General features: G+C 65.4%; 16 protein-coding genes. 6 read left to right on the forward strand and 10 right to left on the reverse strand.

From position 1 onward, the window contains the following. Window positions 1–294 precede the first annotated feature (294 nt). Window positions 295–1,311: a magnesium transporter CorA family protein gene (locus ACODS9_RS13660; RefSeq protein WP_489094052.1), complete on the reverse strand. Its 1,017-nt coding sequence runs from the start codon at window positions 1,309–1,311 to the stop codon at window positions 295–297. 12 nt (window positions 1,312–1,323) lie between these two features. Continuing rightward, the gene (locus ACODS9_RS13665) at window positions 1,324–2,910 is read right to left on the reverse strand and encodes a RimK family ATP-grasp domain-containing protein (RefSeq protein ID WP_489094053.1); all 1,587 of its coding nucleotides are present in this window, start codon (window positions 2,908–2,910) and stop codon (window positions 1,324–1,326) included. Between the two features lie 92 nt (window positions 2,911–3,002). Between ACODS9_RS13665 and rimI the strand changes: the two genes are divergently transcribed. Continuing rightward, window positions 3,003–4,100, forward strand: a complete 1,098-nt coding sequence (gene rimI, locus ACODS9_RS13670; RefSeq protein ID WP_489094054.1) for a ribosomal protein S18-alanine N-acetyltransferase — start codon at window positions 3,003–3,005, stop codon at window positions 4,098–4,100. Between the two features lie 103 nt (window positions 4,101–4,203). On the opposite strand, the gene gudD is transcribed toward rimI, so the two are convergent. Together gudD and ACODS9_RS13680 are read right to left on the reverse strand one after the other, a co-directional pair. Beyond that, window positions 4,204–5,559 (reverse strand): glucarate dehydratase, encoded by a 1,356-nt coding sequence (gene gudD / locus ACODS9_RS13675; protein ID WP_401109858.1) that lies wholly within the window; start codon window positions 5,557–5,559, stop codon window positions 4,204–4,206. A gap of 16 nt (window positions 5,560–5,575) precedes the next feature. Further along, a complete protein-coding gene (locus ACODS9_RS13680; RefSeq protein ID WP_401109855.1) occupies window positions 5,576–6,904 on the reverse strand; it encodes an MFS transporter in 1,329 nt (442 codons plus the stop codon). Between the two features lie 316 nt (window positions 6,905–7,220). Between ACODS9_RS13680 and ACODS9_RS13685 the strand changes: the two genes are divergently transcribed. Continuing rightward, window positions 7,221–7,892 carry a FadR/GntR family transcriptional regulator gene (locus ACODS9_RS13685; protein WP_401109852.1) on the forward strand — a complete coding sequence of 224 codons (672 nt, stop codon included), beginning with the start codon at window positions 7,221–7,223 and terminating at the stop codon, window positions 7,890–7,892. A 94-nt stretch (window positions 7,893–7,986) separates the two neighbouring features. Beyond that, a complete protein-coding gene (locus ACODS9_RS13690) occupies window positions 7,987–8,880 on the forward strand; it encodes a GNAT family N-acetyltransferase (protein ID WP_401109849.1) in 894 nt (297 codons plus the stop codon). 51 nt (window positions 8,881–8,931) lie between these two features. Here ACODS9_RS13690 and ACODS9_RS13695 read toward each other — a convergent pair whose 3' ends face one another. The 4 genes from ACODS9_RS13695 to ACODS9_RS13710 all read right to left on the reverse strand — a co-directional run bounded on the left by ACODS9_RS13695 (window position 8,932) and on the right by ACODS9_RS13710 (window position 12,143). Beyond that, window positions 8,932–9,942, reverse strand: a complete 1,011-nt coding sequence (locus tag ACODS9_RS13695; protein WP_401109846.1) for a zinc-dependent alcohol dehydrogenase family protein — start codon at window positions 9,940–9,942, stop codon at window positions 8,932–8,934. An 84-nt stretch (window positions 9,943–10,026) separates the two neighbouring features. Further along, entirely contained in the window at window positions 10,027–10,617 is a 591-nt protein-coding gene (locus ACODS9_RS13700) for an HAD family hydrolase (protein WP_489094055.1), read from the reverse strand. Then, window positions 10,614–11,483 (reverse strand): acyl-CoA thioesterase II, encoded by an 870-nt coding sequence (gene tesB / locus ACODS9_RS13705; protein ID WP_489094056.1) that lies wholly within the window; start codon window positions 11,481–11,483, stop codon window positions 10,614–10,616. Before tesB ends, ACODS9_RS13700 begins: the two co-directional genes overlap by 4 nt. 90 nt (window positions 11,484–11,573) lie before the next feature. Next, window positions 11,574–12,143, reverse strand: a complete 570-nt coding sequence (locus tag ACODS9_RS13710; RefSeq protein WP_313651287.1) for a GNAT family N-acetyltransferase — start codon at window positions 12,141–12,143, stop codon at window positions 11,574–11,576. Between the two features lie 150 nt (window positions 12,144–12,293). On the opposite strand from ACODS9_RS13710, the gene pmrG reads away from it, so the two are divergent. The 3 genes from pmrG to ACODS9_RS13725 all read left to right on the forward strand — a co-directional run bounded on the left by pmrG (window position 12,294) and on the right by ACODS9_RS13725 (window position 15,412). Continuing rightward, on the forward strand, window positions 12,294–12,980 hold the full coding sequence (gene pmrG, locus ACODS9_RS13715) for a lipopolysaccharide core heptose(II)-phosphate phosphatase PmrG (protein ID WP_489094057.1): 687 nt from the start codon (window positions 12,294–12,296) through the stop codon (window positions 12,978–12,980). Between the two features lie 126 nt (window positions 12,981–13,106). Further along, window positions 13,107–14,021, forward strand: a complete 915-nt coding sequence (locus tag ACODS9_RS13720) for a histone deacetylase family protein (RefSeq protein ID WP_094012325.1) — start codon at window positions 13,107–13,109, stop codon at window positions 14,019–14,021. Window positions 14,022–14,170: 149 nt separating this feature from the next. Beyond that, on the forward strand, window positions 14,171–15,412 hold the full coding sequence (locus ACODS9_RS13725) for a TIGR03862 family flavoprotein (RefSeq protein WP_489094058.1): 1,242 nt from the start codon (window positions 14,171–14,173) through the stop codon (window positions 15,410–15,412). A 34-nt stretch (window positions 15,413–15,446) separates the two neighbouring features. On the opposite strand, the gene rhlE1 is transcribed toward ACODS9_RS13725, so the two are convergent. Continuing rightward, on the reverse strand, window positions 15,447–16,778 hold the full coding sequence (gene rhlE1 / locus ACODS9_RS13730) for an RNA helicase RhlE1 (protein WP_401109835.1): 1,332 nt from the start codon (window positions 16,776–16,778) through the stop codon (window positions 15,447–15,449). 55 nt (window positions 16,779–16,833) lie between these two features. Beyond that, on the reverse strand, window positions 16,834–17,754 hold the full coding sequence (yedA, locus tag ACODS9_RS13735) for a drug/metabolite exporter YedA (protein ID WP_038707293.1): 921 nt from the start codon (window positions 17,752–17,754) through the stop codon (window positions 16,834–16,836). Between the last annotated feature and the right edge of the window lie 16 nt (window positions 17,755–17,770).

Genomic DNA, 17,770 nt, shown 5'->3' on the forward strand with positions numbered 1-17,770 from the left:
CTCCTCGGCTAAGGGCGGAGTACGTTGCGCACGCTCTGTTACGGCCTTCTCATGCGCCCGGGGCAACGCACCATGGGGATGCGGGCTTCACTTTAAGCTGGGCGCGGCGCGAGCAAAATGCTCGAAAACGTCAGACAACTGTTCGATCACGACACCGCGTGCCCATGCACGTCAGTCAAGCCCCCGGACATGCCTGATTGCGTCAGTCGCGGTCACGCAGGTAATCCCGGTAGAAGTTCACCAACGCGAACACCACGATCACCGTGACGATCATCAGGCCGATCTGCAGGTTGCTCATGGCGTTCTCCAATTGGCGATACCAGGGAAAGAAGGGGTCGGCCGCACATCGGGACGTTTGGGTTGCGCAGGCACCACCATGGGACGACACCCCCGGGCCAGGCGCTTGAGCGCCAGCACCATGAGCACGCCCAGCAGCAGCATCGCCAGCACCAGCACGGCATAGGCCAGCCACCAGGGCACACCCGCGGTCATCATGCTGAACTCGGACATGCCGCCAATGCTGGCGATCAGGTTCAGTGGCAGGAACACTACGTTGATCAGGGTCAGCTTGCGCAGGGTCTCGTTCATCGCGTTGTTGGCCAGATTGCCACGAGCGTCCATCAAGCCGGCGAACACCGTCGAGTAGATCTCGGCCTGCTTGTGGCACTGGTTGTTCTCGATGACCAGGTCGTCGATCAGCGCCAGCACCTCAGGGTTGAAGTGGCGCTTCTCGCCATGGGCGCGCAAGCGCGAGAGCACCGCGCCATTGCTGTGGATGGCGTTGATGTAGTGGATCAGGCTCTCGCTGAGGTTGAACATCTGCATCAGGTGATGGTTCTCCAGCGATTGCTCGAAGCGCTGCTGCAATTCGCGGGCGACCATCTTGATCACCTTCAGGTGCCCCAGGTAGTGGTGCAGGTTGTCCAGCAGGATGGCCAACAGCACATCCATCGGATCGTGCAGCGCATGGCGCTGCCCAAGGCCATCGAGCAGGGAGGCGTCCGGGGCGATCAGCACCAGGTGGCCGTCGACCATCAACATGCCGAACGAGGACACCTGGAAGGCGAAACTGTCGCCCCCGGTGTAGCTCTCCGGGCGTTTCCAGATCAGGAACAGGCCATCGCGGTGCAGTTCGAGGCGCGACACCTCGTCCGGGTCGAGTGCCGAAGCCAGGGCATGGGCGTCCAGGTGGAACCACGCCTGCAACAGTTCACGCTCGGCGCTGTCCGGTTCAACGAACAGCAGCACCTCGCAATCGAGCCCCTTGCGCTTGCGCAACTGGCCATGGGTCAGGCTGTAGCTTTCGAGCATGCCAGCACCTCGTTACCAGGCTTGCCCCCGGCGCTTTTGCTCCAGGCGGCGGATGAACTCCTCAAGTACCAGGGTGTAGAGGTCGTCGTGCAGGTAGGCGTCCTCTATGCCGGCGTCGAGGTTGGGGTTGTCGTTGACCTCGATCACCACCACCCGGTCACCGACCTGCTTGAGGTCGACGCCGTACAGGCCATCGCCGATCAGGTTGGCCGCCTTCACCGCCAGCTCCACCACCGCCCGCGGCGCCTCGTGCACGGCCAGGGTGCGGCACTCGCCGTTGACTTCGTCGCGCTGGGCCTGATGGTTGAAGATCTGCCAGTGGCCCTTGGACATGAAGTACTGGCAAGCGAAGATCGGCTTACGGTTGAGCACGCCGATACGCCAGTCGTACTCGGTGTAGAGGTATTCCTGGGCGAGCAGCAGTACCGAATGCTCGAACAGTTCGGCGGTGGCGGCCTGGAGTTCGCCGGGGTCCTTGACCTTGATCACGCCCCGGGAGAAACAGCCGTCGGGAATCTTCAGCACCAGCGGAAAGCCCAGCCGCTCGCCGATGCCTTCCAGGGCCTGAGGGTTGTCGCGGTAGAGGATCTCGCTGGCCGGCATGGCCAGGCGATGGCTGCGCAGCAGGTCGGTCAGGTAGACCTTGTTGGTGCAGCGCAGGATCGATGCCGGGTCGTCCATTACCACCAGCCCTTCGCTCTCGGCCTTCTTGGCGAAGCGGTAGGTGTGGTTGTCGACGCTGGTGGTCTCGCGGATCAGCAACGCGTCGTATTCGGCCAGGCGGGCGTAGTCCTTCTTGCCGATCAGCTCGACGTCGACCCCCAACTGCCGCCCGGCGCGGATGAAGTGTTCCAGTGCCTTGGGGTTGGATGGCGGCAGCGCTTCGTCAGGGTCGTGGAGGATCGCCAGGTCGTAGCGCGCCACCCGGCGCGAGCGTGGCTGGCGCCAGATCCTGCGGCTGAAGCCATCGAGGGCGTTGGCAAACGGGTCCTGCTGGTCTTCACGCAACTTGTGCAGCGCACCAGCCTTGACCCCGGCGATATGCCAGGTACTGGTCTTGCGGAACTCCACCAGCAGGATCGGACACGGGAAACTTTCGAACAGCTGGCGGGCGATGTCCTGCAGCGGTTCCAGATCGGTACGGCCGAAATACAGGGTCAGGGTGAACCCTTCGGTTTCTCCGTAGGGGTGATTGGCCAAGGCACTCTCGAGGCTGCGCGCCATGTCGTCGAGGGCCAATCCGTATAACGACTTTCGGGTCAGCTCACTGATACTTCTGACCGAGGGAATAACTTTATGTCCGCGCGCCTCGGCCAACAACGAACAATAATAACCGTGACCCAGATACTTGTAATTACGGCATAGGTTAATCACTTGTACACGCTTGCCGCTGTCAGCCTCGCGCGGTTCTTCCAGGTACTCCTGCGCCGTCACGACGTCCTCGCTGGGCAGGTAGGAAGCCCAGTCTTCACGCCGCTCCACGATGATTACCAGCTGACTTGACTTGTTATCCAGGGTCAGAGGATAAATAACACCAGCCGTACTTGAGTGTGAACTTTCCCCGGGCCAGCCAGGCAAGGGTTCCTGAAACGATGACATTGTTGAAGCCCTGTGTTGGGTAGACACGGTTTCTATTAAGCACGAAGTTTTTCGAATGTCCCGTTTCATTACGCAACTTTTACGGCGGCCCTATGCACATCGAATTTCGCCTGGCAACTGTTGAAGACCTGCCGGCCCTGCTGGCGCTGGAGAACCAGTGCTTCGCCCTCGACCGGCTGACCCCGCGCAGCTTCCGCTGGATGCTGTCCCACGCCAACGCCAGCCTGCTGGTGGCGCAACACGATGGCCAGCTGATGGGCTATGCGTTGCTGCTGTTCCACCGCGGCACCTCGCTGGCCCGGCTGTACTCCATCGCCATTGCCGAACAGGCGCGTGGCCATGGCCTTGGCGCGCGCCTGCTGGAACAGGCAGAACGCTGCGCCCTGGAGCACGAGCGCGCCTACCTGCGTCTTGAGGTGCGCACCGACAACCCCAAGGCCATCGCCCTGTACGAACGCCATGGCTACCGGCGCTTCGCCCAGGTCGACGACTATTACCAAGACCACACCAGCGCCCTGCGCTACGAAAAGCGCATCCTTCAGCACCCGACGGACGAAACGCGACCGGTCCCCTACTACGCCCAGACCACCGACTTCACCTGCGGCCCGGCCTGCCTGCTGATGGCCATGGCCGCGCTACGATCACAGCGCCCGCCAAGCCGCCGCGAGGAACTGCGCCTGTGGCGCGAAGCAACCACCGTGTTCATGACCTCCGGCCACGGCGGCTGCAGCCCTCACGGGCTGGCACTGGCCGCATGGCGTCGGGGCTTTCGCGTGCGCCTGCTGCTCAATACCGAAGGGCCGCTGTTTCTCGATGGCGTGCGCCAGCCCGGCAAGAAGGAGGTCATGCGCCTGGTTCATGAGGACTTCTGCGCCGAGCTGCAGGACAGCGACGTGGTGATCGCCCGGCAGGCCCCCGACCTGCCCCGGGTACTGGCCGAAGGTGGCCTGGCGCTGGTGCTGATCAGCAACTACCGGCTGACCGGCAGCAAGGCGCCGCATTGGGTGCTGGTCACTGCCTGCGACGACGACTTCGTCTACCTGCACGACCCCGACACCGACCACGCTCGCCACCGGCAGGCCCTGGACTGCCAGCACCTGCCGGTCAGCCACCAGGAGTTCCAGCGCATGAGCCTGTTCGGCGGGCGCAAGTTGCGGGCGGCGGTGGTGGTGTACGCAACGGCGGCGTAAACGAAAAAAGCCCCGGCTGGCCGGGGCGGTGCTGCACAGGCGTCTGCCTACGCCCGACCGGCAACGCCGGTGGCAGCAGGAAATGTTTGCCGGTAGTGTTTGATCAGCGCACCAGGCAAGGCCGCTTGTTATCGAAAGCCCACCCCGGGATCAGATACTGCATGGCCACGCTGTCATCCCGAGCCCCCAGCCCCATGTTGCGATAGCACTCATGGGCCTGGGCCAACTGGTCCTCGTCCAGTTCGACTCCGAGCCCAGGACGCTCCGGCACGCGCACATGACCATCAACGATGCGCAGCGGTTCGCGGGTAAGGCGCTGGCCGTCCTGCCAGATCCAGTGGGTGTCGATCGCGGTGATCTCGCCGGGCGCGGCCGCCGCCACCTGGGTGAACATCGCCAGCGAGATATCGAAGTGATTGTTCGAGTGCGAGCCCCAGGTCAGCCCCCAGTCATGGCACATCTGCGCCACCCGAACCGATCCCTGCAAGGTCCAGAAATGCGGGTCGGCCAAGGGGATGTCCACCGCCTGTGACTGGATCGCATGGCCCATCTGCCGCCAGTCGGTGGCGATCATGTTGGTGGCGGTGGGCAGCCCGGTGGCACGACGGAACTCAGCCATGACCTCACGCCCGGAATAGCCGTTCTCGGCTCCGCAAGGGTCTTCGGCATAGGCCAGCACGGCGTGCTTATCGCGGCACAAGGCGATGGCCTCCTTGAGTGACCAGGCGCCATTGGGGTCGAGGGTGATGCGCGCCTCGGGGAAGCGCTCGGCCAGCGCCGTGACCGCCTCCATTTCTTCCTCGCCGCGCAGCACGCCGCCCTTGAGCTTGAAGTCGTTGAAGCCATAGCGGGCCTGGGCCGCCTCGGCCAGGCGCACCACTGCTTCCGGGGTCAGAGCCTGCTCATGGCGCAGCCGGAACCAGTTGTCGTCGGCATCGGCCTCGTTGCGATAGGCAAGGTCGGTGCGACGACGATCACCGATGTAGAACAGGTAACCCAGCATCTTGACCGCCTCGCGCTGTTGGCCCTCGCCCAACAGCGCGGCCATGGGCACGCCCAGGTACTGTCCGAGCAGGTCGAGCAGGGCTGACTCGATGGCAGTGACGGCGTGCACGGTGATGCGCAGGTCGAAGGTCTGCAACCCGCGCCCACCCGCATCACGGTTGGCAAAAGCCTGACGCATGGCGTTGAGCACGCGCTGGTAGTGCCCGATGGGCTGGCCGACCACCAGGGCGCGGGCGTCCTCGAGGGTCTGGCGAATCTTCTCGCCGCCGGGCACCTCGCCCAGGCCGGTGTTGCCGGCACTGTCGCGCAATACCACGACGTTGCGGGTGAAGAACGGGCCATGGGCGCCACTGAGGTTGAGCAGCATGCTGTCGTGTCCGGCCACCGGGATCACGCGCAGTTCGGTGACCACCGGCGTGCCGAGGTGAGCCTGCGGGGTTGTCTGCATGTTCATGAAATCTCTCTCGGGATCAGTTGGCCGAAGCGGCCTTGAGGTCAGGGGAAGCCACGCCCTTGGGGCGCATGCGTACGAAGAACACCGCGATGGCGGCCAGCACCGAGGTCACCGCCAGGCCGTACAGGCCGCCCTGGATCGATCCGGTCTGTTGCTCGAGCAAACCGAAGGTGGTCGGCGCGACGAAGCCGCCGAGGTTGCCCACCGAGTTGATCAGGGCGATCACCGCCGCGGCGATGCGTGCATCCAGGTAGCCCTGGGGGATCGGCCAGAACAACGACGACGCGGCCTTGAAACCGATGGCGGCGAAGCACACCGCGACGAAAGCGAACACCGGCCCGCCGGTGGTGGACATGAACATGCCGCAGGCGGCCACCAGCAATGCCGCGGCGACCCAGGCCTGCTGGAACCGCCAGCGCTTGGCGCAGGCGGCGAAGACATACATGGCGATGATCGAGATCAGCCAGGGAATCGAGTTGAAGAATCCGACCTGCAGGTCGCTCATCTCACCCATGCGCTTGATGATGCTCGGCAGCCAGAAAGTGGCAGCGTAGATGGTCAGCTGGATGCAGAAGTAGATCAGGCAGAACAGCACAATCTGCCGGTCCTTGAGCAGGCGCCAGGCCGAGACCTTGGCCACGCCGCCGGCCTCGCGTTCGCGCTGCTCCAGGTCGATGGCGGCCACCAGCACGTCTTGCTCTTCGCGGCTCAGCCACTTGGCGTCGTGGGGTTTGGAGTCGAGCCAGAAGAACACAAAGAAGCACAGCATCACCGAGGCCATGCCCTCAATGAACAACATCCATTGCCAGCCGTGCAGACCCATGCCCTGGATCTGCATCAGCGCCCCGGCCAAAGGCCCGGAGATCAGCGAGGCGAAGGCCGAACCGCTGAGGAAGATGGCGATGGCCTTGCCACGCTCGGCGGCCGGCAGCCAGCGGGTGAAGTAGTAGATAACCCCGGGGAAGAAGCCGGCCTCGGCGACCCCGAGCAGAAAACGCAGCACGTAGAACTGGGTTTCGGTCTGCACGAAGGCCATGGCGGTGGCCACCAGCCCCCAGGTGAACATGATACGGGTCAGCCACAGGCGCGCGCCGACCCGCTGCAGGAGCATGTTCGACGGTACCTCGAACAGGGCATAGCCGATGAAGAACAGGCCGGCGCCGAAGCCATAGGCCGCCGCGCTGATGCCCAGGTCGCTCTCCAGGTGCGGGCGGACAAAGCCGATATTGACGCGGTCGAGGTAGTTGACGATGAACATGATGACGAACAGTGGCAGGACATGGCGCTTGACCTTGGCCACGGCGCTGGCGAGCGCGTGCGCAGACGGATCTGGGGTGTCGTTCATGGGGGGCTCCCACTCATTGTTTTTATTGGGGACTGGTGAAGGACAGAGAGTTGTCTGACCTCCAGGTGCGAAGAAGCATATTCCCGAGGCAGTTGTACGACAACGGCAATTTTTCTTATAAATCGCAAAATACAAGCTATTTACTGGATAAAATCGGCAAAAAACTCACAAATCAGGACTCTAAGGCTGGCAATAAGCAGCCAATTTCCAGATCAAAAAAATCTTTGCACGCAACTTGTCATACAAGTAGATTGACGGTGTTCGTGCAGTCTCAATGGCAATCGCCAGGCAAGCCCACATCACCTGAGAACCTCTGATGTCCCGCGCCCACGACCTGGTCTCCCGCCTGACCCAGCAGATCCTCCTCGGTACCTACGCACCAGGCGACCGGCTTCCCTCGGAAAATACCCTGGTGCGCGATCACGCCATCAGCCGCACCGTGGTCCGCGAGGCGCTGTCGAAACTCCAGGCCTCGGGCCTGGTGGAAACACGCCACGGTATCGGCACCTTCGTCATCGAACGCCAGGCCCAGTCCGGGCTGCGGGTGGCCCCGGAAAGCGCGACCAGCGTGCGCGACCTGCTGGAGTTGCGCCTCGGCCTGGAGGGCCAGGCTGCCGCCCTCGCCGCCCTGCGCCGCGACGAGCGCCAGCTGGCGCAGATGCGCCAGGCGCTGGACGACTACCAGGACCTGGCCGCCGCCGGCGACAGCTGCATCGAAGCCGACCGGCGCTTTCACCTGCTGATCGCCGAGGCCACCGGGAACCTGTATTTCGGCGAGATGATGGCGCACCTGGGTAAGGCGCTGATCCCCCGCAATCGTATCGCCCAGGCCGAGCGTGCCGGAGCCAGGCTGGCCAGGCACGCGTACCTGGCGAACCTGGAACACGAGGCGATCCTCAATGCCATCCGCCGGCAAGACCCGGACGCGGCGCGGGCAGCCATGTGCCTGCATCTGTCCAACAGCCGGGATCGACTGGTGCCGGACTGACGCCAGGCACCTAAGGGGAGGTACAAACCCTTACAACTTTTCATCCACGCTACGGTTAACGTTCACCTTCACTTCACGGACAGGTATGGACGCCATGGCAATCATCCTCGACGACCCCGCGCTCGCGCAGGTCGAGCGCTACCACGACAACCCGCATCTGCGCGCCGAACTAAACGCCCTCACCCGCCAGACCTATGGCTTCGACTTCGAAGCCTGGTACCAGGCCGGCTTCTGGCAAGCCGACAACCAGCCGTGCTCACTGGTTCGCGACGACAAGATGCTGGCCAACGCCTCGGCCAACCTGCTCGACTTCACCCTCGGTGGCCAACATCTGCGCTGCGTTCAGATCGGCACGGTGATGACTGCGCCCGAAGCACGGGGCCGTGGCTACAGCCGTTATCTGATGGAAGTGCTGGTGGAGCGCTGGGCAGGCCAATGCGACCTGCTGTACCTGTTCGCCAACAATACCGTACTCGATCTCTATCCCAGGTTCGGTTTTCGCCGAGTGGTCGAACACGAGTACTACCAACCCTGGTCGGCGCAGCAACGGGCCACGACCTTCCACCCGGTGAATCTGGATGATGGCGAACAACGTCAACGCTTCATCGATACGCTGGAAAAGAGTTGTCCACAGGCGCGACTGAGCCTGCTGCCGAATGTGCCGCTGACAATGTTCTATTGCGATGGGCCATACCGGGAGGCGGTGTTCCATTCCTCAGTGCACGAGGCCTATGTGGTGATCGAACATGATGGCGAGCGGATGATGCTGGTGGACGTGTTCTGCGAACGCGAACTGGTGCTGGCCGATGTGCTGGCTGAACTGGTCACGGCAACGACCCGGGAGGTGGTGCTGGGGTTTGCGCCGCTACATGGCGATGGCTTCGCGACGCGAGTTGTGGATAACGATGATGCGCTGTTCGTCTGGGGCGCGGCACCTACCAGTGTCGATGGACAGGCGCTGGTGTTTCCATTGCTGTCCCATACCTGACTGGGTCCCCCGCCAAACAGCGCACCGTCTCTTCACAGGGCCCTCAGACCTTCACCAGGTCAGGCAGATCTTGCCGAAATGCCGGTTGCTCTCCTGGTAGCGGAACGCCTCGACCATCTGCTCCAGTTCGAAATGCTTGTCCACCACCGGCCGCAGGCCGTTGGCATCGATAGCGCGGACCATCGCCTGCTGCTGGGCGCGGCTGCCCACCAACACGCCCTGCAGGCGGATCTGCCGCACCAGCGCCTGCACCAACGGCAACTGCCCGGCCACGCCAGTAAGAATGCCGATCAACGACACGTGGCCACCAATGCGCGCCGCGATCATCGACTGCTCCAGGGTGGCCGGGCCGCCGACTTCGATCACATGGTCCACGCCACGGCCGCCGGTGAGTTCACGGACCTTTTCGCCCCAGGCAGGCGTGGCCTTGTAGTTGATCAGGTGATCCGCGCCCAGTGCCTTGAGGCGCTCGAGCTTGGCATCGCTGGACGAGGTGGCAATCACCGTGGCGCCGGCCAGCTTGGCGAACTGCAGGGCGAAGATCGAAACGCCACCGGTGCCCTGCACCAGCACGCTGTCACCGGGCTTGAGGTGGTCGTCGCTCATCAATGCGCGCCAGGCGGTGAGGCCGGCGGTGGTCAGCGTCGCCGACTCGGCATGGCTGTAGCCTTTGGGCGCATGGGTGAAGGAGGTAGCCCGGGCGGTAACCTGTTCGCGGGCGTAGCCGTCAATGCCATCCCCCGGCACACTGGCGAAGCCCTCGACCTGGGCCTGGCCGTCGAGCCAGTCGGGGAAGAACGTGCTGACCACGGCATCGCCGACCTGGAACTCACTGACCCCGGCCCCCACCGCGATCACTTCACCGGCGCCATCGGCCATCGGGATGCGCCGCTCGCTCGGCCCCCACATGCCACTGACCACGGCGAAGTCGTGGTAGTTGAGGGAGCTGGCGTGCAGACGCACGGTGATCTCGCCGGCTGCGGGCGCGGCGGTTTCGCAGGTGCCGACCTGGACCTTGTCGTAGCCGCCGCCGGGCAGGACATAGAGGGCCTTGGTGCTCATGGGATGGGTCTCCATCGTGGGAAAAGGTGCAGTGCAGCTTAGACAGGTCTGGATGATCGCGGGGGCAAGCCCGCGACAGGGCCGTCAGCCGAGCAACGCCCTCAACGCCCGGCAATCGGCCGCGTGCCAGTCGGCCAACTGCGGCCAGGGATTGTCCGGCAAGTTGACCAACACGGTGCGGGTGCCTGCGGCCCGGCCGCAGTCGAGGTCGAAGCGGTAGTCACCGACCATCACCATTGCACCGGTGCTCACACCCCAGGCCCGGGCGATCTGCAACAACCCATCCGGGCTGGGCTTGGGTGCCGCCTCGTCGCGACCGAGGATATGTTCGACCGGGAAGCAGTCAGCCAGGCCGATGGCCTCGAGGGTCACGTGGGCAAGCTCGCGGGCATTGCGCGTGAGAATGGCCAGCCGGCAATCGCGTCGGGCCAGTTCGCGCACCAGCTCCACGGCGCCGTCGGCGGCCTTGGAGGCAATCGCCAAGTCGCGCTCATGCTCCAGCAGCCAGGCATGCTTGGCCGCCGCCTCCGCTGCCGGCAAGGCTGCCAGGTGGGTGAGGATGTCGTGCTCGGACGGGATATCGAGCGCTTCGCGGATGGCCGCGAAGTCATGCACGGCGACCGTGAGGGTGCCGTCCATGTCGAACACCCAGTGGCGGATGTCGCCCAGGCTCATGCCCAGTCCTTGCGATGGCGGATCAGGCCTTCCTGGGTCGACGAGGCCACCAGTTGCCCGGCGCGGTTGAAGATGCTGCCCCGGCAGAAGCCACGGGCGTTGCCGGCCCAGGGGCTGTCGGTGGCGTACAGCAGCCAGTCGTCGGCGCGCAGGTCACGGTGGAACCACAGCGAGTGGTCGAGGCTGGCGATCTGCATGTCCTTCTGCCACACCGACTTGCCATGGGGCAGCAAGGCCGTGGTCAGCAGGCCGAAGTCCGAGGCGTACGCCAGCAGGTACTTGTGCAGCGCCGGAATGTCCGGGAGGTTGCCGTCGGCACGGAACCAGGCGTACTTGACCGGATCGCCGGGCTTGGGATTGAACGGGTCACGCTCGGTGACCGGGCGGATCTCGATGGGCTTGGCGCACAGCACCTTCTCGCGGATGCGCTCGGGCAGCTTGTCAGCCATGGCACTGGCCAGCTCGACCTCGCTGGGCAGGTTCTCCGGGCCGACCACGTCGGGCATCTGCGCTTGGTGCTCGAAGCCTTCCTCGTCGTACTGGAACGAGGCGCTGCAGGTGAAGATCGGCTGGCCCTTCTGGATCGCCGTGACCCGCCGGGTGCTGAAACTGCCACCGTCACGCACACGGTCCACCGAGTACACCACTGGCATGCTGGCGTCACCCGGGCGCAGGAAGTAGCCATGCAGCGAATGCACATGGCGCGCGTCCTCGACCGTCTGGCTGGCCGCCGACAACGACTGGCCGAGCACCTGGCCGCCGTACAGCTGGCGGAAGCCCAGGTCCTGGCTGCGTCCGCGGAACAGGTTCTCCTCGATGGACTCGAGGCTCAGCAAGTCGACCAGATCGTCGAGTACGTGGCTCATGGGGTTCTCCTGGCAAGGCAATACGGCGCTGTTATGGCGGCAAATGATACAGGGTTTGTCAGTAGTCCCGCCGTACGAATGGCCACCTATTCAGCCGCGCAGGTTCTGTTGCCAGCGGGCGCGGTCGATGCGGTAGAGCACATGAGGGCGCAGCGGGTCGCCCGGTGGCAGGCGCGGGTGCTCGAAGCTGCCCTCGAGGTCCTGGACCATGCCGATGGCCTGCATCACCTTCTGCGACGGCAAGTTGCCCTCGGTGGTGAACGACACCACCTCGTCCAGATGCAGCTGGGCGAAGGCACAGCGCAGGCAGGCCCAGGCCGCCTCGCTGGCGAAGCCCAGCCCCCAATGCCGGCGGGCCAGGCGCCAGCCGATTTCCACCGCCGGGCCGAAGGGCGCGTCGAAGTTGACGTTGAGCAGGCCGGTCATGCCGATGAAGGCGCCGCTGTCCTTGCGCTCCAGGGCCCAGAGGCCGAAACCGTATTCGTTGAAATGACCGCGCACCCGGCCGATCAGCGCGGCCGCCTCGACCCGGGTCATCGGTGCGGGGAAGTAACGCATCACCTGGGGGTCGGCGCACAAGGCGGCGAACTCGCGCAGGTCGTCGTCCTGCCATTGGCGCAGCACCAGGCGCGGGCTTTCCAGTTCGAGGATGGGGGTCATCGGCGCGGCTCCGAAATCACGGTCTGCCAGTGTACAGCGTAGGCCGCGTGCATCGGCCAGCCGATGCTTTTTTCACATCGGCTTCACCGCCCCCCGACAGCCCCCTTCGCACAATGTCGGCACCTACCGCGCACGGCATTGGAGTGACGCATGCACCCCAGCAACACCCTGCACAACCCGGCTCTGCTGGCCCGCCCCGAACCCCGCCGTTCACGCACCGCGCTCGGCGCCGCCTTCGGCCTGCTCCTGGCACTGGCCGGGGCCAGCACCTGGCTAGCGACGAGGACGCACATCGTGAACCTTGGCAACGAGCAACAACTGAGCGACAGCGGCCTGCTGCAGGACTGGAAGGAAGGCGCGGTGATCGTGATGATCCGCCACGCCGAACGCTGTGACAGCGCCCCGGGCCCCTGCCTGGACGATGCGACCGGCATCACCGTGGCCGGCAGCCAGGCGGCGCAGCGGGTAGGCCAGGGCCTGCGGCAACTGGGGCTGAGCGGTGCCGATCTGCTCAGCAGCCCAAAGCTGCGAACCCGCCAGACCGCGCACTTCATCCTTGGCCAGGCCGTGTCCAGCGAAGACTGGCTGGAGCGCTGCGACCGTCCTTTTCCCGCCGAGGCCATGGCCCGCAAGCGGCCCGGGCACAACCTGGTACTGGTGACCCACAATGGTTGCATCGATCACTTCGCCCGCCAGCAGCATGTGCCGGGCGGCGAGCGTGAGAGCGGCTACGCCAGTGCGCTGTTCGTGTCGGTGGATGGCAATGGCAAGGCACGGATTCTTGGGCGGATGAACGAGCCGGACTGGCAAAGGGTGCTGGCATCGGCAGGCCAATGAGCGCCACAAGATCACCGCAGCTCCGTGGGAGCGGCGATGCGGCGACCCGACTTGCCCCGCGATTGCGTTGGCGCCGGCGCCACCAATACTGGCAAGATCGGTGTTCGCCCCCAACGCGCCGACACCATGCCCCTGCCGCTGATCTACCACGACGACTACAGCCCCGAATTCCCGCCGGACCATCGTTTCCCGATGGACAAGTTCCGCCTGCTGCGCGATCACCTGGTAGACAGCGGCCTGACCACCGACGCCGCCCTGCTGCGCCCTGAAATCTGCCCCAACGAGATCCTCGCCCTGGCCCATGACCGCGCCTACATCGAGCGCTACATGAACGGTGAACTGTCCCGCGAGGACCAGCGCCGCCTGGGCCTGCCCTGGAGCGAAGCCCTGGCCCGACGCACCGTGCGCGCAGTGGGTGGCTCACTGCTGGCCGCCGAGCAAGCGCTGCAGCATGGCATCGCCTGCCACCTGGCCGGCGGCACCCATCATGCCCACTACGATCACCCGGCCGGCTTCTGCATCTTCAACGACCTGGCAGTGATCAGCCGTTACCTGCTGGAAGCCGGACGCGTACACCGGGTGCTGATCTTCGACTGCGACGTGCACCAGGGCGACGGTACGGCGCGCATTCTCCACGACACGCCGGAGGCGATCACCGTGTCGCTGCACTGCGAGCAGAACTTCCCGGCGCGCAAGGCCCAGAGCGACTGGGACATCCCCCTGCCCCGCGGCATGCACGACAGCGCCTACCTCAAGGTGGTCGAGGATGCGCTGAACTACCTGCTGCCGTTGTACCAGCCAGACCTGGTGCTGTATGACGCCGGCGTCGATGTGCACAAGGACGACGCCCTGGGCTACCTGCAACTGACCGACGCAGGCCTCGCTGCCCGCGACGAGCATGTGCTGCGTCAATGCCTGGGCCGCGACATCCCGGTGGTAGGGGTGATCGGTGGCGGCTACAGCAAGGACCGCCAGGCCCTGGCCCGGCGCCACGGCATCCTCCACCACAGCGCGGCGCGGGTGCTCGGTTGTGCACAATGACTGTGGAACCGCCTGTGGATAACCTGCGAGAAAGCCGCTCCAGCCCTTTAACTGCCTGAGCTGCAAAGAGTTGGTTGTTTTTTGAGCAGTGCCGCGAGCCGTCCCGCTGGGGTAGAATGCGCGCTCTTTTCCACAGCCTGCCGCCCGCCATGAACGATCCTCGCCCCGCCTCCCGCCCCCTTGTCGCCGTGATCGGTGGCGGCCCTGCTGGCCTGATGGCCGCCGAAGCCCTGGCCAGGCGCGGGATGGCGGTTGAAGTGTTCGACGCCATGCCTTCGGTGGGCCGCAAGTTCCTGCTGGCCGGTGTCGGTGGCATGAACATCACCCATTCCGAGCCCTACCCGGCCTTCGTCGGCCGCTACGGTAAACGCCACGGCGAGATCGACACGCTGCTGCGCGACTTCGACGCCGATGCCCTGCGCCAGTGGATTCATGGCCTGGGCATCGAAACCTTCGTCGGCACCTCGGGCCGCGTATTTCCCCGCGACATGAAGGCCGCGCCGCTGCTGCGTGCCTGGCTCAAGCGCCTGCGCGAGGCCGGGGTGGTTATCCACACCCGCCACCGTTGGCTGGGCTGGACCGACGCTGGTGCCTTGCGGATCAGTTATCCACAGGGCGAACGACACGTGCAGGCAGACGCCGTGGTACTGGCGCTGGGTGGCGGTAGTTGGGCGCGCCTGGGTTCGGACGGCGCCTGGGTGCCGCTGCTGGTCGAGCGGGGTGTGGATATCTCAGCGCTGCAACCGAGCAACTGCGGCTTCGAAGTCGAAGCCTGGAGCACGCTGCTCAAGGACAAGTTCGCCGGTGCCCCGCTGAAGAACATTGCCTTGAGCGTCCCCGGCGCCGCGCCGCGCAAGGGCGAGTTCATCCTCACCGCTCAGGGAGTGGAAGGCAGCCTGGTGTATGCCTGGTCGGCGGCGCTGCGCGAGGCGATCAACCGCGACGGGCAGGCGACCCTGCTGCTGGACCTGCTGCCGGACCGGCCTGTGGACAAGATTGCCCAGGCCCTGGCCAGGCCGCGTGGATCGCGCTCGATGGCCAAGCATCTGCACGGTCAGCTGGGCATCGACGGGGTGAAAGCGGCGTTGCTGCGCGAACTAACCGACCAGGCGACCTTTGCCGACCCCGCGTGCCTGGCGGCGGCGATCAAGGCGCTGCCGATCGTGCTGGTGCGGACCCGGCCGCTGGACGAGGCGATCAGCAGTGCCGGCGGGGTGCGGTTCGAAGGGCTGGACGATGGACTGATGGTGCGCAACCTGCCCGGGGTGTTCTGCGCGGGGGAGATGCTGGATTGGGAAGCGCCGACGGGTGGGTACCTGCTAACGGCGTGCTTCGCCAGTGGGTTGCGGGCGGGAAATGCGGCAGCTGATTGGCTGACGCGCCTGACCTGAGGAATGCCGGGGCTGCTAGGCAGCCCCGAGGATCTCAAGGCTTGGGCTTGCGCGGCTTGCCACCGAACGTCGGCACCTTGCGCACCGCCTTGACCGCCGGCGCCGAAGCCCCCGCGCCCTCGCTGTCCATCCAGCGCCCCAGGCCTCGCTTGGCGCTGTTCTCCTTCGGCTTCTTGGGCTTCTTCGGTTTCTTCAGCACCTGGCCACTGGCATCGGTCACCGGCACCCGGTGATCGGGGATGAAATCCGGCTCCTCGTGCCGTGGCAACACCTGGCGGATCAGGGTCTCGATCGTGGCCAGCAATTGCACCTCGTCGGCACACACCAGCGAAATTGCCTCGCCCTTGTTCCCCGCGCGACCGGTACGGCCGATGCGGTGCACGTAGTCTTCGGCGACGATTGGCAGGTCGAGGTTGACCACCAGCGGCAAGTCGTCGATGTCCAGGCCGCGAGCGGCCACATCGGTAGCCACCAATACCTGGATCTCACGGGCCTTGAAGCTGTCCAGGGCACGCTGGCGGGTGGCCTGCGGGCGGTCGCCGTGGATGCCGTCGGCATTCACGCCCTCGGCCAACAGGCGCTCGACCAGTTGATCGACACCGTTGCGAGTCTTGGCGAACACCAGCACCTGCTTCCAGCGCTGCTTGCGCATCAGGTGGATGAACAGGTCGGCCTTGCGCTTTTTATCCACAGGCACCAGCCACTGCTTGACCGTGGTCGCGGCGGCGTTGCGCGGGCTCACTTCGATGCTCAGCGGATCGTTCAGCGCCAGGCCCGCGAGCAGGCGGATCTGCTCGGAGAAGGTGGCGGAGAACAGCAGTGTCTGGCGCTTGCGCGGCAACGCCGCGTACACCGATTGCAGCTCCTCGGCAAAGCCCAGGTCGAGCATGCGATCGGCTTCGTCGAGCACCAGCGTCTGCACCTGATTGAACTTCACCGCGTTCTGGCGGAAGAGGTCGAGCAAGCGGCCTGGGGTCGCCACCAGCAGGTCGACGCCACGACGCAGGCGCATCATCTGCGGGTTGATGCTGACCCCGCCGTACACCGCGTAGGTGCTCAGCGGCAGGTTTTCGGCGTACTCGCGCACGTTGTTGTGCACCTGCTCGGCCAGTTCGCGGGTCGGCACCAGCACCAGCGCGCGGATCGAGTTGCTGGCGACCTTCTCCCCTTCCAGGGCCAGGCGCTGCAGCACCGGCAGGGCGAAGCCGGCGGTCTTGCCAGTGCCGGTCTGGGCGGCGGCCATCAGGTCACGGCCAGCAAGCACGGCGGGGATGGCCTTGGCCTGGATCGGGGTGGGCGTGGTGTAGTCCAGCGTCTGCAAGGTGCGCAGCAGCGGTTCGATCAGGCCGAGTTGGGCGAAATTCATGGCAATACCGTCAGGGGGTTCAGCGAAGGCGGCAAGTTTACCGCAACGCCCTGCCCTACTTGCACATTTCGCCTTTCAGCGGCACCGGCTGCTGCGGCGCCTTGCGCCATTGCGGCAAGCCGATCAGCACCACCGCGCCAATGATCACCGCCATGGCCACGCACTCCTCGGCGCCGATCTGCTCGCCGGCGAAAACGATCCCCAACAGCACCGCCACCGCCGGGTTGACGTAGGCGTAGCTGGTGGCTGCTGCCGGACGCACGTGCTTGAGCAGGTACATGTAGGAACTGAACGCCAGGATCGAACCGAAGAACACCAGGTAGGCCAGCGCCCCCCAACCGGCGGCCGTGGGCATCTCGGTCAGGCGCTCGCCGCTCACGGCGCTGCCGATCAGCAAGGCGGCGCCGCCCACCAGCATTTCCGCGGCACTGGCCATGGCGCCCTGGGGCAGCGGCAGGCTCTTGCTCCACACCGAGCCGAAGGCCCAGGCCGCCGCGGCGAACAGGATCAGCGCCGCGCCCATGGGGCTGGCCTGCAGGTTCGAGCCCAGGTTGAGCATGCCGATGCCGACCAGCCCGAGGACGATCCCCGCCCATTCCAGGCGCGAGTTGCGATGGCCGAAGAACAGCCCGAACACCAGGGTGAACAGCGGCACCGTGGCCACCGCCAGCGCCGCCACGCCCGAGGCGACCCCGGCGTGTTCGGCCAGGGTCACGCCACCGTTGCCGCAACTGAGCAGGAGAAAGCCGATGGCGCCGGCCGCGCGCCACTGCGGCCAGGTCGGCGCCGGCGCGCCGCGCCAGCGCAGGAAGCCATACAGCAGGCTGCCGGCAATCACGAAACGCACCCCGGCCATCAGCATCGGCGGCCAGGACTCCACGCCGATACGAATGAACAGGTAGGTCGAGCCCCACACCAGGTACAAGGCAAGGAAGGCTCCGATGAGCAACAGCGGGAAGCGGCGGGCGGTGGACATGGCAGGGCTCGAAATC

This window comes from Pseudomonas sp. FG36, assembly GCF_057809275.1.

What these genes read in the sequence shown, in the direction of transcription:
- pmrG (WP_489094057.1), top strand. Translation starts at nt 12,294, where the DNA reads ATGCACCCCAGCAACACCCTGCACAACCCGGCTCTGCTGGCCCGCCCC.
- ACODS9_RS13660 (WP_489094052.1), bottom strand. Translation starts at nt 1,311, where the DNA reads ATGCTCGAAAGCTACAGCCTGACCCATGGCCAGTTGCGCAAGCGCAAG.
- ACODS9_RS13690 (WP_401109849.1), top strand. Translation starts at nt 7,987, where the DNA reads ATGGCAATCATCCTCGACGACCCCGCGCTCGCGCAGGTCGAGCGCTAC.
- ACODS9_RS13665 (WP_489094053.1), bottom strand. Translation starts at nt 2,910, where the DNA reads ATGTCATCGTTTCAGGAACCCTTGCCTGGCTGGCCCGGGGAAAGTTCA.
- ACODS9_RS13685 (WP_401109852.1), top strand. Translation starts at nt 7,221, where the DNA reads ATGTCCCGCGCCCACGACCTGGTCTCCCGCCTGACCCAGCAGATCCTC.
- ACODS9_RS13720 (WP_094012325.1), top strand. Translation starts at nt 13,107, where the DNA reads ATGCCCCTGCCGCTGATCTACCACGACGACTACAGCCCCGAATTCCCG.
- gudD (WP_401109858.1), bottom strand. Translation starts at nt 5,559, where the DNA reads ATGAACATGCAGACAACCCCGCAGGCTCACCTCGGCACGCCGGTGGTC.
- rimI (WP_489094054.1), top strand. Translation starts at nt 3,003, where the DNA reads ATGCACATCGAATTTCGCCTGGCAACTGTTGAAGACCTGCCGGCCCTG.
- ACODS9_RS13725 (WP_489094058.1), top strand. Translation starts at nt 14,171, where the DNA reads ATGAACGATCCTCGCCCCGCCTCCCGCCCCCTTGTCGCCGTGATCGGT.
- tesB (WP_489094056.1), bottom strand. Translation starts at nt 11,483, where the DNA reads ATGAGCCACGTACTCGACGATCTGGTCGACTTGCTGAGCCTCGAGTCC.
- ACODS9_RS13710 (WP_313651287.1), bottom strand. Translation starts at nt 12,143, where the DNA reads ATGACCCCCATCCTCGAACTGGAAAGCCCGCGCCTGGTGCTGCGCCAA.
- ACODS9_RS13680 (WP_401109855.1), bottom strand. Translation starts at nt 6,904, where the DNA reads ATGAACGACACCCCAGATCCGTCTGCGCACGCGCTCGCCAGCGCCGTG.
- yedA (WP_038707293.1), bottom strand. Translation starts at nt 17,754, where the DNA reads ATGTCCACCGCCCGCCGCTTCCCGCTGTTGCTCATCGGAGCCTTCCTT.
- rhlE1 (WP_401109835.1), bottom strand. Translation starts at nt 16,778, where the DNA reads ATGAATTTCGCCCAACTCGGCCTGATCGAACCGCTGCTGCGCACCTTG.
- ACODS9_RS13695 (WP_401109846.1), bottom strand. Translation starts at nt 9,942, where the DNA reads ATGAGCACCAAGGCCCTCTATGTCCTGCCCGGCGGCGGCTACGACAAG.
- ACODS9_RS13700 (WP_489094055.1), bottom strand. Translation starts at nt 10,617, where the DNA reads ATGAGCCTGGGCGACATCCGCCACTGGGTGTTCGACATGGACGGCACC.